Raw genomic sequence first — 14,343 nt, forward strand, 5'->3', positions numbered from 1 at the left:
ATCAATCAGTGATTGGCTTAATAAGTTGCATGAATACACGTAACTCTTCCGGCTGATCTGCTACCGACATATACGTTGAAACTGCATGATGCACTGCAGATAGGATGGCCTCATTGTGGCGCAGACTGCGCTGCTGTGCCTCTGCCCAGCTGTACACTGGCCATTGTTCTTGGGTCGCAAGGGCCTTCCCGGCCTCGTTTAGTGAAGAGAATAGCAGCGGCAGAAACGCGCTCCCATAAAGCTCGGTCACCGCCACTACTTGGCTGCCATCGTGATAGCGTATATCTCGAAGCGCATCAGGAATGGATATATCCCCTTGGGGGTCAAGCAGGTAAAACAACCGCTGCCAAAATGGCGCTGCGCCGTAGCTCTCTTGCATCACCCTCTCAAGCGCCTCGATATTAGCGGGCAGGGAATCCCCCTGTTGTACATCCCCTCTCAACAGCGATTCCGACCAGCGAGCCAACCCTTCATGCACCCAACCTTGCTTGAACATCATGTGTGCGTTTTGGTATAGATGAAACAGTTCATGTGCAGGCGTTAAGCTCCGTGCTGCATTCACATGCCCACCCAGAGCCATGCGAATATGACAATCTGGCGAGGCAGCGCTGTGTACAACTTCGTCATAAGCCTGCCCGCTACGTGTTTGATCAGTACGTAAAACCACCATAATGAAGTGCGCACGCTGATAGCGTGGCATGAGCAAAGGTGGTGTGAGCCCCAGAACGTCGCGATAAAGCGCATCGGCAGCCGCCAACTGAAGCTCCAAGTCTTCAAGTTGCGTTGCGTTTAGCGCCGCACTCTGGTCAGGGCTCTCGACAAAGAAGTGAATGTCATCAAAACCCTTCGCAGGATTCGGCTCATTTGCCAACTCCTCGAGCGATCCATCACCCTGCAGGTAGTAGCATTCACCGGCTTCATGCTGCGGCTGAGCAACAGCAGGCGCTAGCTTGCCTATCGCACAAAGCAATAGCAGAGCGCCCCACCAGCGCCGGCTTGACGATAAGTATTTATCCACGGGTCAGGTGTGAAAAAAGCGCGTGTAACCCAATACCATGGGATGCCTTAACAAGTACGCTATCTTGCGACATCATGTGGTTAGGCAATGCTGCTTCAAGTGCTTTGACATCCGAGAAATGAAACACTCCGGCGGCCTCCCCTCCCAGTAGTGGCGCTAACGCTTGGCAATGTTGACCGCACAGCAGTATTTGCCTGGCCGATAACGCGTTAAGTATGGGAACAAGCTCCAGGTGCAGCACCTCTGATTCTGAGCCAAGCTCCAGCATATCGCCAATAATCAATAGCTTGTGATCCGCATCGACAGGTAGTGCGGAGAAAGCTTCCAGTGCCATACGCATCGATAACGGATTGGCATTATAAGCTTCATCGTACACAGTGATCGCCACTCCGTGGCAATCAATGGCCCGCACCTCCCCCCTCCCTGCCACAGCCTGAAAAGAGGCTAGGCGAGCCATAACGGTGTCTAAAGGAAGGTTATCGTGCCTGGCCACTGCCAGCACTGCCATAGCGTTAAGCAGCATATGACGCCCAGCGGCGCTCATGCATAGTTCATACGAAGCGCCATCGAACGTAATGCGCCCGCTATTGCCTGAAAACTCAAGCATGCGTATGTCAGCGTCAGCATGCTCGCCAAAGCTGACTACTTTTAGGTGGTAGCTCCTTGCCTGCTCAGCAAGATAGGCATACTGCGGCATATCACGATAGAGAATTGCGACCCCATTGGCTGGCATACCCTGAAAAATAAGCGCTTTCTTACGAGCAATTTCGTCCAACGAGTGGTGATATTCCAGGTGCGACGCAGCGATATTCGTAACAATGGCGATATCAGGGCGAGCAATATCCGTATTGTGGGCCATGGAGCCGATGGCCATTTCAACAACCCAGTATGGCGCCTCTGAAGGCATTGAAGCGATGTTCCAGGCAATACCAATCGGCAGGTTGGCACTGCCTTGCGTTTGCCCTACTGAACTGTTGTAGCTCAGCACATGGGCTAGCATCGCCACTGCCGTTGTTTTGCCTGCGCTTCCGGTAATACCAACGACACGACCTGCGTAGCAGCGCCGTTGCCACTGCCCTATGGCCAGTGTTGCTGCGCGAATATCGTCTACCTGTAACACGGGCACACCGATATCACGATATGCCTCGCCATCATCACAAAGCACTGAGGAAGCACCTTTAGTGACCAGTGATTTCACCGCCGCGAATGGCAAAAAACCTTTGCTCATCTCCTTGCCCCGAGCGACAACCACCTGCCCAGGTTGAAAGGATTTCGGCCAGCAGCATACTCCACTTGCCAACCATTTATCAGGAGGAGATGTTATCCATTCTCCCCCCGTTGCCGAGGCCATAGCCTCTGCATCAAGCTTATTTTCTAACGGTGGCTTGATACTGGCATATTTTCCCTTACACAGCAGTTGCTGATAGGCCACCAGCCCTGAAAGGTAGTGCTCTACATCGTCAATCCTTACGCGAAAACCGTGATGGCGAATAAAAAAACCATCCAGGATAGTAGCGGGTGACTTAAAGTACATCGCTACTTCCGGCCAGAAAAAACCATTCAGAAGATAGTTCGCTCTGGCGTGCAGTGCCCGATAAAACGCATTGATATCAAAACCGTTCAGCACATCGATTAAATCAGGGCGTGTCTCCAGCTTGAGCAGCGTCTTGTGAAACGCCATTGACAGCTCAAGCAGTGTTGGAAAAGTGGTCACCCGCTCGCGAATAAAATCGACATAACCTTCTATGTTGCGCACCGCAAACGCAAAATATTGTCGCTCTGGACAATGCGCCACCAATTCATTTGCGCAATAAGCAAGCCAATGGTCATGTGCCTTTTCGTGCCCGTTAGCGATAAAGTAGTCAAACGCTTTGACAACGCAGTCCAGCCAACGACTATTGCGGGTATGATCGTAAAGTCGCATCAGAGCAAAAGCGGCTTCACCATCGTAATAAATTATCCGGGTCTTTTCCTTAACCGATAAATCCGCAGCATTGAGTACGTGCACAAAGCTACCGTCGGCTTCCTGCATTCTTGAAATCCCTAGCGCCAGTGCATCCACCAAATCAGCATAACGATCATCTCCCATGACTTGGTGATACTTCACCAACGCAAGAATGGCGACCGCATTGGCTCCCAACTTGATGATATCGCCCCTATCCACCACATAGGCCGCCCCTTGGCGATGAACGACAAACTCGGAACATAAGCCCGAAAGCGCCCAAGATATCTGTTGGCGTACCAGCCCAAGCTGCTCATCACTTAAAAGCAGTTGATCAGAGCAAGCCTCATACCCCTCCAACAAAGCATAAGTACTGCTGGCGTGACGTAATACATTGTAAGTATTAATGAGGCGATCAAAACAAGGAAAATAGCCATATATGTATCGACCATCCTGGCCAACCTGTTTGCCTAAAAAGCGGGTCGAGCGGGCTATCAGTTCCCCTGTGGAAGCCACTGTCAGCGGTGGCATCTCCCGCCTACTCCAGCGCCTTGGTCGGGTTTCCAGTGCATGCACACTTGTTGTCTCACCGCTAACATCCACAAATATGCCGGTAGTGGAAAAACTCCACACCGTCATGTTGTCGGCAAAGTCCGGCATCTGGCTTGAGCCGTGACGCGCTTTCATGTAGCGCTCAAGGTGATGTTGGTTGACTTCAGCATGCTCAACATGCCCTCCTGCGTACAAACAGGCATTGGCGTTTAGCTCCATCTCAGTCAACAAAAGTCGCGGGAGCCTCTTACCAACAAAGGCTAGGCCGCTGCGAAAATAGCTGCGCTTATAGCGCTTCATCTCCTGTTTTAGCGCCTGCCACTGCCACTCTCGTACGGCAAAAGGCCATTCCAACCGACACCACACCAAAGGATGGGAGAACTTTCGCTCCAGTCTTGTCACCGCTTGCTTCAAAGTGGGTAATAACGCCGCCCAGTTGCATGCCTGCAAGCTGCTCAAATCAAGTTGCACAGACGTGACTTGTGCACGCTCATAGCCATCGCTTACTGAAATCAACATTACCTGCGAAAATTCCGCAAACTCTGTGTGTCTGTCCAACCACATAGGCATCACGGTGTCGCCCATGCTATCCAACACATGCGAAATTTCCGCCGCTCGGGAGGAGTGTTCAGCACTCGACTTACTTAATGGAAGCGAGCAATACAGTGAAGAATCTTTAATACCCGGCATTAAGTTGCTCAATAATAGAGGCTAATGTGAGGGACAGAAATGTATTGAATAAGCGCTGCAACATATAGAGGCGCTGCTCGCGCTAAGTTATAAACATTAAAAGCGTTCTGGAATGCGTTCCACTACCGGTGCTAGCTTCAAAATAAGCTGTAAGCGGTCTCGAACAGCCAGCTTTTTGAAAATAGCGCTAAGATGCGCTTTTACTGTACGCTCCGTAATATCTAACTGACGCGCGACTTCCTTATTTGTAGCGCCGCGCACCACAGCAAGTGCAACGCCCCGTTCACGGTCGGTTAAATCTCCAAGCTGCTCTGTATTGAAAGAACTGCCACCTTCAGCCCTTTGCTGCAACGCTTTAAAAGAGCCTCCAAGCACTTTAGCAAGCAACTCTTGACCAACCCACACGCCTTGGTTAGTGACCACCAACGCCACTTGCTTAAGTACCTCGGGCGCAGCAAGCGTATGAACATATCCCCGCGCCCCCAGATCCAGTGACCTTAACGCCTCACGGTCATCCGGCGAGTAACTTAGTACAACGACAACAGCTCCCTTGGCAGTTACGGTACCGATAAGCTCTGACCACCCTTCAACAGTCGTAGACAGCCAAACCACATCATTAGGCTGTGTTTTATTAATAAACACATCTGGTTTGGAGGCTACCATCTCGGGAAACGCTTTTTTCCAACGCGCTTTTAAGTTTCCATCCGTCGTAATGAACCAATGCTTCATCAGCGTTCCCCCATGGAATCACGCCACGCTCTTAAGACAGGTTTCAGCATAAACTGCATCACTGTGCGCTTGCCCGTTACTATGTCCACTTGCGCCGTCATGCCGGGAATTACTTGTAGTTTATCGGCGACATTTTCGTTTTCTAAACTGCGCACCCGCACTTGATAGAAGGTATTACCGTCATCATCAGTAATGGTATCGGCGCTAATACGCTCAAGCTCGGCCTGTAAGCCACCATAAATGGCATAGTCATAGGCCGTCAGTTTGATAGTCGCAGGCTGCCCTGGATGCAAAAAGGCGATATCTTGCGGGGCGATGCGCGCCTCAACCAGCAGTTGGTCGTCAGTAGGCACGATTTCAACAACCTCTTCCCCTGGCTGAGCAACACCACCTATGGTGTTGATGTGTATGCGCTGAACAATACCATCAACCGGCGAGCGAATTTCGGTCAGTCGTACCCTATCCTGCAAACCAGTTCCCGATTGTTGCAATGCATTTAGGTCGCCCAACGTTTGAGCCAGATCATTCCGCCACTCACTCCGGCGTTCGGCACCCAGCTCCAGCAATTGCCCTTCTGCTTCTTCCACCCCGGCCTCTAAACGTGAAACAGCGGCATCCGCTTGGTTACGCTCCCCTGTGGCACTAGATACATCTCTCTCTAGGCGCAGCACTTCTACCTCAGACACAGCCCCCGAAGCCAACAGCGGGCGTGTCAAGTTAAGCTCCTGACTGGCCATATTGACCTCACGTTGAGCTGTATCGCGGCGAGCTTGTGCCTCTCGCAGCTCTTCCCGACGCTGACGAATACGGTCATTAAGCACATTTTCCTGTTCGCGCAACTCTTCGCGGCGGCTCTCATAGACCTCGCGCTCCTGGGCCACAATATCCGGCACTTCTTGGCGCAGCTCTTCGGAAGGTTCAAACGCAGTGCCTGTTGCCAATGCTCGCAGCCTTTCAGCACGCGCCTGAAGCGCATAACGCTGGGCACGGTTTTCACGAAAATCAGAAACAAAGCGCGTAGGGTCGATCTGCATCAGCACTTGACCTGCCTCGACGATCTGCCCTTCGCGAATAAAGATCTGTTCAACAACGCCACCATCAAAAGACTGGATACGCTGTAGTTGGCTTGCAGGGATCACTCGCCCTGCCCCACGGGTTACTTCATCGATAGAAGCAAAATACGCCCACACTAACAACGCAACCACAGTGAGCAGGACGGTATAGAGGAATAACCGTGCACGAATGGGCTCTTGCTGCATACGCGCCCAGTCGGTATCGCTTGCCCAATCGCGGTTTAGGTGGGCAGAGGTCACACGCTTGGCAAACAACCGATCCATAAAAGGGCGAAATGGTTTTTGGCCTTTTTCTGAAAAACGGCCAATGGCGTCAAAACCTTTTTGCTCGGTCGTGGAAGAGGGTTTACGCGCCATTACGATGCCCTCCCGATCTGGCCTTTACGCAATGCCTCTACCACTGTATCCCGCGGGCCATCCGCTACGACCTTGCCGGCATCCATGACAATAATTCGGTCGACCAATGAGAGGAGCGAGGTACGGTGCGTGACCACTAGGATGGTTTTGCCAGCAGCGACGTTTTTAAGGTTGGCTTTAAACGCTTCTTCGCTAGCATTATCCATAGAGCTTGTCGGTTCATCCAACAGCAGGATAGGCGGATCCTGCACTAGCGCACGGGCAATGGCGACAGACTGTTTTTGCCCGCCGGAAAGTGCTTGGCCGCGTTCACCTACTTGCAAATCCACGCCATGTGGGTGGTTGTTGACGAGTGACTCTAGGCCGGCCAAGTCAATCGCTCTAAGCAATGCCTCATCCTCAACGCGGTCGCTACCGCCACCCGCCACAATATTGTCCCGCAGAGATCCTGAAAACAGGCTAACGTCTTGAGGAACATAGCCAATATGACGGCGCAGCTGCAGTGGGTCTAACTGGCGAATATCCACGTTATCAACCAGCACGGCCCCCGAGGTTGGCTGATAAAACCCTAGCACTAGCTTGTTTAATGAAGATTTGCCGCAACCAATGCGGCCAAGTAACGCAACTTTCTCACCGGCTTTGACAGTTATCGATACATCCTTCAGCGCCTCGCGCTCTTCATTGGGGTAACGAAGAGTGACTTTCTCAAGGCGTATATTGCCGGCGAAGCTGGGCTTTTCTACATAAGCCTTGCCTTCATGGCGCTCAACCTTCTTATCCATTACCGCATTGAGTGACTCAAGCGCCGTGGAGGATTGATGATATTGCGCCAGCAGCGCTGCAGCCTGACTTATAGGTGCCATCGCCCGGGAAGAGAGCATATAAGCGGCAATCAACCCACCCTGGGTGAGGTTACCTTCGATGATTTGATATACACCGACGATAATGACGCACACCGCCACACTGTGCTGCGCCCACTGGGCCACGCTGGAGACTGAGGTGCTCACCATCTTAAGCTGCGCGCCAGTACGGGAAAGGAAGGCAGATGATTTTTCCCAGTGGCGCTGGATACGGCTTTCAGCCCGCAGGGCCTTAACATTTTCTAATTGGGAAATAGACTCTACCAACAGTGAGTTGCGCTGTGCGCCGACTTCCCAGGTAGTTTGAGAAAGTTCATGAAGCTTACCCTGAGCAGCCAGCGCGTAGAGCAGCACAAATACGATGCCCACCAATACCGGCAGCACTAGCCAGGGATTAATCAGCGCGATAATCGCCGCAAACATCAGTACGAACGGAAGATCGACAATCCCCAGAATGGTCGCAGAACCAATAAACGCGCGTACTGACTCAAAAGACTGGAGCGTCGAAGTGAACGAGCCGGTTGATGCGGGGCGCTCTTCTAAACGAAGGCCCAATGCTTTAGCCATGATTGAGGAAGAGAGCTTCACATCCGCACGGCTAGCGGCTAAGTCGACAAAGCTGCTGCGCATTAGCCTGAGTACCAAATCAAAGCACAGCACTATAAAGATGCCTATTGCCAGCACCCATAGCGTTTCCGTTGCCTGATTGGGCACTACTCGGTCATAGACGTTAAGCACGAACAGCGGCATGGCGATGGCAAACACATTGATCGCCACCGACCCCAACACGATATCGCGGTAGAGAGATCTATTTTCGCGAATGACGCCCCAAAACCAGTGCTGATCGCGGCGTTTCTTGACGCCTGGTTCCGAGGCGTTATCCGCTAAAAACTTAGGGCGAACGTAAATAGCTTCGCCGCTATAGCCTGCATACAGCTCTTCCAGGGGCAGTTCAACGTTTGATTCAGATAGTTCAGGAAAAATGACGTTCGCTTTTTGCTGTTTGAGATCTATCCCCAACAGTACGCACGCCCTACCTGGTTCCAGCAATAGAATAGCGGGAAAGAGAGCGGGGTTAAGCGCCGACAGCTTACTTTTTACAATTCGCGCCGTCAGTCCAGCACGGGAGGCAGCCCTACCAAATACGGAAGGCGTTAGCTTGCCCTGCTCCAAGGGCAAGCCAGCTCTAAGGGCCTCTGATGACACCTCATGCTGATGAAATGAGGCAACCGCTTTCAAACATTCGAGTAACTCATCGCCTACTGGCTGCTCGCTAGCATTTGCAGCGATCGGCCTTTCCAGCTTGGTTTGTGTCACAGAAACCTCATTCCCCTAATGCCTATTTAGACATCTATTTCCCCTATGATTAGCGGAAGCCGCTAATCCTTCGCCGCCAGACGACGAACAACCCTGTTTTTTATACAGCAACATCCAGACACGTTAGCCGTTAGTGACAAACGTATCCTCGTGACTCAATTGTAGATTTTGAGAAGTAATGACTGGCTCCTCATTGGCGGAATAAGACAAAGCTATCATATCTACTTGAGTGGGTAGCGAAGAAATACCGCGCGTAAAGTCTTCTAAATTAAAGCCACGAGGCCCTTCCGTTCCACAGGCCATCTCAGCGCTAAGTGTGGCGTCGTCGTACCCCAATTCGTCAAGAGTGGGGATATCGTCACGCACCACTTCAAGGGTGTGCATAAGCTGCCCCATTGCTGCTAGCGTACGCGCTTGAGCCAAAGTTAAGTCAAACTCTGCATTCGCGTAGGCTCGGCTGGCTTCGAAGTACTCGTTTTCACTATCAAGCACGTCCAACAAAGTACGTTGGCCAATATCAAACTGCTGCTGGTAAGCCCCACGAACCCGGTTAATCGATTGGCGATGATCATTCAAATAGTTCAATTGCTCACCCAAACGCTGGGTATCGTTATAAGCAATTTGCGTGGTTTGACGTACGTTTGTACAAGCCGTTTCGCGCTGGTTGACGGCTTGTTCAATACGCGTGGCCGCCGCATCAAAAGCTGCACTATCAGAACCACCGCGATAGAGGTTCATGCTGGCGACCAGTTGAATACTGTGCTCATCACTGCGCCCAGCTATCGAGTCGTCTTGATTATTGGTGCCCGTACGTCCCTGTATATCCAGGCGGGGCATAAAGGCGGCCTTTGCAGCCTCTTGTTCCGCACGTTGCACAGCAATATTTTCAATCGCGGCATGGAACTCAGGGTTCCCCTCAAATGCCATTTCGATCGCTTGGTTGACACCAGCGGGTAGTTCATCGGCCAAGCTAGGTGCAGGCGACATATTCTGAGGAGGAAGTTCACCTACGATACGCTGATAGCGAGCCGTTACATCGTGCAGGTTCGACGCCTCGGTCATCAAGTTGGATTCGGCTAATGCCAAACGGCCGCTAATTTGCTCTAGGTCAACGCCACGGCCCGCCCCGGAAAGCGCACGCTCTTCAATTTGCGAGAACACACGTTGGTGTTCGCGGTAATTATCTTGAGCTAAACGCACCATCTCGCGGTAGCGAAGCACATCAAGGTAGGTGCGAAAAGCTTCAAGCGTCACCTCTTCACTTGCACCCAGCAGCTCAAAATAGGCAATCAGCCGAGTGCGATCCAAACGCTCTACTTCGCTACGGGTGGCAAACCCATCAAACACCATTTGGGTGAGCGTGAGCTCAGCAAAGTCACTGCTATAGCTTCCGCGCCCATCATTTTGCTGGTCTTGCCGACCCACGCCCGCAGAGATATCAATCGAAGGCAAATAATTACCCTTTGCGACTCTGACATCGCTCCCAGAAGCGCTAAAGTTCGCCCATGCAGCGTTTACATCGGGATTAGTAATGATCGTTTGTTGAATAGTACTGGGGAGATCAGTGGCACCTGGCGCGTAGAGGCTAGCGGGTAGCGACTGCGCTAATGCCGTAAGCGGGACACACGCTAACGTGGTCATTGTCAGCGGCTTAAAAACATGGTGACAGAAGGTTTTTTTTAGTCTCGATACGGCATTTTTTTTCATCGTCAGCGTTCCCTATGATGTGGCACTCATTGCACGCAGCTCATTATTCGTGTGACCCATTGAGCTATGCTGCACTATTGCTTCAAGCGTAAGCCCGCGAAGTCTCATCCCGAAGTGAGCCTGTGTCCCTCTACGAGCGCCCAATTTTTGAAGTAAACACATGGTAGATAAAACTTAATTAGCTGAGCTTAGCCTAATTTAGTTAATTTCCTACTCATCCTGAGGCTATAAAACCAAATGTCACAAAAAATTACAATAAGAACACCATTAAAACACAAAAAAATATTCAGAATTATTCGTTTTTCTGTGCTTGTTGCAGCCCGAGACCCAGCAGTATCAGCACTAGCCCAATCAACGTTGAAGGCAAAATAGGCTCTCCCACTACCAGGAAAAGTAACAGCAGTGATACAGGAGGTGAGAGAAAAATCAGGTTGGAGACTTTGGCCGTGCGCGACACTTTATGCACTGCCAACTGCCACAGAATGAAGGCCACCCCCATTTCAAATAGCCCCACATACACACCAGCACCAAAGGCAGGCCAACCGTGCCACTGGTAACCGGGGCCCAGTAATAGCAATAGGGTCAACACAGGTAGGCCAACGCTAAAGTTTTGCCACTGGCCAACAAGGGGTGGTCGGCTATCCCGCGCATTAAGCAGCCAATACAGCGCCCAAAGAAGAGTCGAAGCGAGTGCCAGCACGACCCCTAGCGGGTCGGCAAAAGAGACATTTAAAACCGCGCCTCGTGTTGCTATCACCCATACGCCTGCGTAGGCGACCAGCCCAGCAACAATATCCATACGCGTTAAGCGCTGCCCGAGCAAAGGCACGGCCAAAAACGCCATCGCTAAGGCCCAGGTGTAATTTAGTGCCATCGCCTCTTGCCCTGGGAGACGGTCATAGGCGGCGAAGAGCACCAAATAATAAGCCACTGGGTTCATAAGCCCTGCCCACGCTGCTGTCTTCCAACCGGTGCGCAACGCTGTGGCGATATTTCCCTGCTTGATGACCAGCGCCCCCATCAGTGCCCAAGAAACAAGCGCTGCGAGCCACATCAGCTCTAGAGGGCTCATCCAAGCGAGTGCCACTTTGAAGGCCGTTGCCACCGTCGACCATAATGCGACGGCCCCTAAGCCAAACAGGATTGCTTGCCTATCCTGATTCATCGGTCGATATGCCCTAAATCTCGACCCGGCTCCAACTGGTCGCGTACATGCTGTTTAAGAAGCTTGATATCTGGGAAACCGCCATCGCGCTTGCGCTCCCATAACAGCAGATCATCACACCAGATCTCGAACGTACCGCCATGGGAAGGGGCTAATGAGACCTCGCTTAAACCTTCACCAAAGGTTGAGAGCAATTCCTGTGCATACCAACCACTGCGCAGCAGCCATTGGCATTGCGTGCAATAACGGATTTGAATACGTGACATCCCTGATCTCCCAGGCAAGTTAATGTGGCATTCTAAAAGGATATTCTGTCATTTTGAGATGGCTTGAGATAGCTCTCTTGAGATAGCTCTCTTGAGATAGCTCTCTTGAGATAGCTCTCTTGAAATAGCTCTCTTGAGACAGGTCGCTTGAGATAGGTCGATTAAGAAGGAGTCCCAATGGCCGAACATAACGTTTCACAAACTCGCCTGTATGAGTGGCTAACGGGCGATGACGACAGCCGCATGTGCGACGACATACCTGAAAGCGCCTGCGACGAACAACCGCGTAATTTTTTTCTACATATATGGGCCTCTTTGGGCAATAAACTGGCTGACGAGCTGTCGAGTGCGCGTTTAGTCTTACCCTGGCTGATGGGCATTATTGGCGCTCCCATCTGGATGGTAGGTCTGCTGGTCCCCATCCGAGAATCGGGTGCCCTGCTGCCGCAAATCTTCGTAGCGGGGTTTATTCGCTTAAAACCTAAGCGCAAATGGGTGTGGGTGGTCGGCGCGCTGACCCAAGCCTTCGCTGCCTTAACGCTTGCCGTACTGGCGTTGTTCGCCACCGGCACCTTGGGCGGAGCGTTAGTGCTCACAGCATTAGTTCTGCTCTCACTGGCACGTGGCTTATCCTCAATTGCCACAAAAGATGTGCTGGGCAAAACCATTGCCAAGCGCCGCCGCGGTACGCTAATGGGCTGGAGCGGCAGCATTGCTGGTGGTGCAACGCTGGTCGCTGGGACACTGCTAATGTTGTTTGAGAGCCGACCCGGCCATTTAGTGGTGGCGATACTGCTGGCCATAGCTGCCTGCGGGTGGCTAATCAATGCCATCGCCGCCGCACGCATCAAAGAAGCCCCTGGGGCAGTAGAAGGCGGCGAAAACGGCTGGGACAGTATTAAACAGGGACTGTCGCGGTTAAAAGATGACCGTACTTTTTTACACTTCAACCTTGCCAGGGCGCTGCTGCTCTCAAGTGCACTCGCCCTACCCTACATCGCCCTGCTAGGGCAAAACCAAAGCGGCACCGACCTGGGAGGCCTGGGCATACTGATTGTGGTGTCGGGGCTGGCCGCGATGGTAGCTAGCCCGGTATGGGGGAAACGGGCGGATCAGTCGAGCCGTGGCGTGATGCGCGATGCGGCGATCGGTACCGCCATTTGCTGCATAATGGGCGCTAGTTTAGCTTGGTTACCCGGCGAGTGGACACACAGTGTATGGCCCTATGCGGCAGTTTATGCACTACTCGTGATTGTTCACCACGGCGTACGCTTAGGGCGTAAAACCTACCTCGTCGATATGGCCAACCAAGATAATCGTGCGCTTTACGTGGCGCTCTCGAATACCTTAACCGGCGTCTTAATGTTGATTGTAGGTGGCCTTATTGGCGCCTTTGCCCAGTGGTTTGGTAGCGGCACATTACTCCTCGTGCTAGCGGCTACCGCCGTGGGGGCCATACTTAGCGCCCATCAATTACCTGAAGTCGAGTGACGCGCCACCGGTAACCACATGTATTCAAGCGTGCTATCGAGAGCTCTACCTACATTAGCGTAACGTTCGCGATTGCAATGCGTGACAACGCTCGCCATGATAGGGCCGAATAGCAGTGATGTAGTGGCGCCTTTGCTATGCTGCCTATAATAAGTGATTGGAAATTCCGTTAGCTCATGGGCGAAAGCGACTGTGAACGACGGAAAGGATTGGAGCTGCAACAGGAACCCCTTGATGAAACGATCTCCATTGATCAGTCCAGAATTGCTCGAACGTATTGTTGACGCATCGGAAGACGGCATTGTCGTTGCCGAACAGGAAGGGGATGAAAATATCCTCATCTACGTCAACAAAGGCTTTGAGCGCTTGACGGGCTATAGTGCTGATGAAATTCTGTATCGCGATTGCCGCTTTTTACAGAACGAAGACCGCGACCAGGACGCGCTTGTCGCCATTCGAGATGCGCTAAACGAGGGCCGACCTTCTCGAGAAGTACTGCGTAATTATCGCAAAGACGGCACCATGTTTTGGAATGAACTTTCCATTACGCCGGTCTATGACGAAGCAGACAAGCTGATGTATTACATTGGAGTGCAAAAAGATGTAACGGAGCGTGTAGAAACACAGCTTGCGCTAGCGGAGTTACAAAAGCAGCGAGAAAACAGCTAATCATTAACTTTCTCACTAAAAAAAACTATAAAGCTTGAACTTCATCCCAACTGGCGTTATATAGCGGCAAGGCGCTTGAATTGCGCTAGGCGCTTCACTTTGCAGTTGGCATGTGTTTAATAAACTGCACATGTACTCGCGTGAAGCCGTTGTTACGCCGGCACGCCGGCTGGGTTGGAGGACATCACATGAGCCGTGATCCCCTAAGTCGTGAGACCCTAAGTCATGAAACCTTAGGCAACGAAACACTCGACTCAGATGAGTTCGAAAGCTTAGACGCCGTCAATGACGACCACTACAACAGAAGCAAACCGAGCAAAGCTGACAGCTTACGCGCGCGGCGCCAAGTCGAGGCGTGGTTGGAAGAGCGACGACTTCAGCGCGCCATCGAAGATGACTGGGACGAAGAAGAGTAATCCTTGAGCAGCTTGGCCTTCTCAGCAAATGAGCGGGCCTGGCTAGCCAACACCTCAAGTAGCCTAGCCTTTCCTGGTGCAGACCACTATC

General features: G+C 52.0%; 11 protein-coding genes. 3 read left to right on the plus strand and 8 right to left on the minus strand.

What is annotated here, in order from left to right; genetic code table 11:
- Position 1: 1 nt before the first annotated feature.
- From LMS44_RS14825 to LMS44_RS14860, 8 genes are all read right to left on the minus strand, one after another.
- The gene (locus tag LMS44_RS14825; RefSeq protein ID WP_498945505.1) at positions 2-970 is read right to left on the minus strand and encodes a hypothetical protein; all 969 of its coding nucleotides are present in this window, start codon (positions 968-970) and stop codon (positions 2-4) included.
- Between the two features lie 40 nt (positions 971-1,010).
- Positions 1,011-4,031, minus strand: coding sequence for a UDP-N-acetylmuramoyl-tripeptide--D-alanyl-D-alanine ligase (locus LMS44_RS14830; protein WP_498945507.1), 3,021 nt, complete (start codon positions 4,029-4,031; stop codon positions 1,011-1,013).
- A 267-nt stretch (positions 4,032-4,298) separates the two neighbouring features.
- Positions 4,299-4,931: a response regulator transcription factor gene (locus LMS44_RS14835; RefSeq protein ID WP_022522751.1), complete on the minus strand. Its 633-nt coding sequence runs from the start codon at positions 4,929-4,931 to the stop codon at positions 4,299-4,301.
- The gene (locus LMS44_RS14840; RefSeq protein WP_414121873.1) at positions 4,931-6,361 is read right to left on the minus strand and encodes an HlyD family type I secretion periplasmic adaptor subunit; all 1,431 of its coding nucleotides are present in this window, start codon (positions 6,359-6,361) and stop codon (positions 4,931-4,933) included. Before LMS44_RS14840 ends, LMS44_RS14835 begins: the two co-directional genes overlap by 1 nt.
- On the minus strand, positions 6,361-8,538 hold the full coding sequence (locus LMS44_RS14845) for a type I secretion system permease/ATPase (RefSeq protein ID WP_498945509.1): 2,178 nt from the start codon (positions 8,536-8,538) through the stop codon (positions 6,361-6,363). Before LMS44_RS14845 ends, LMS44_RS14840 begins: the two co-directional genes overlap by 1 nt.
- Positions 8,539-8,661: 123 nt before the next feature.
- Positions 8,662-10,179, minus strand: coding sequence for a TolC family outer membrane protein (locus tag LMS44_RS14850; protein ID WP_249362139.1), 1,518 nt, complete (start codon positions 10,177-10,179; stop codon positions 8,662-8,664).
- A 358-nt stretch (positions 10,180-10,537) separates the two neighbouring features.
- Positions 10,538-11,410, minus strand: coding sequence for a DMT family transporter (locus LMS44_RS14855; RefSeq protein WP_009287682.1), 873 nt, complete (start codon positions 11,408-11,410; stop codon positions 10,538-10,540).
- Positions 11,407-11,676: an Rdx family protein gene (locus tag LMS44_RS14860; RefSeq protein WP_414121866.1), complete on the minus strand. Its 270-nt coding sequence runs from the start codon at positions 11,674-11,676 to the stop codon at positions 11,407-11,409. Before LMS44_RS14860 ends, LMS44_RS14855 begins: the two co-directional genes overlap by 4 nt.
- A 177-nt stretch (positions 11,677-11,853) precedes the next feature.
- On the opposite strand from LMS44_RS14860, the gene LMS44_RS14865 reads away from it, so the two are divergent.
- From LMS44_RS14865 to LMS44_RS14875, 3 genes are all read left to right on the plus strand, one after another.
- Complete coding sequence (locus LMS44_RS14865; RefSeq protein WP_414121864.1) at positions 11,854-13,167, plus strand: MFS transporter; 1,314 nt, start codon at positions 11,854-11,856, stop codon at positions 13,165-13,167.
- A gap of 234 nt (positions 13,168-13,401) precedes the next feature.
- Positions 13,402-13,836 (plus strand): PAS domain S-box protein, encoded by a 435-nt coding sequence (locus LMS44_RS14870; protein ID WP_022522746.1) that lies wholly within the window; start codon positions 13,402-13,404, stop codon positions 13,834-13,836.
- Between the two features lie 188 nt (positions 13,837-14,024).
- Entirely contained in the window at positions 14,025-14,252 is a 228-nt protein-coding gene (locus LMS44_RS14875; protein WP_022522745.1) for a PA3496 family putative envelope integrity protein, read from the plus strand.
- The last annotated feature ends 91 nt before the right edge of the window (positions 14,253-14,343 follow it).

Source organism: Halomonas profundus (assembly GCF_020865425.1).
In the GTDB taxonomy this organism is placed as follows: domain Bacteria; phylum Pseudomonadota; class Gammaproteobacteria; order Pseudomonadales; family Halomonadaceae; genus Vreelandella; species Vreelandella titanicae.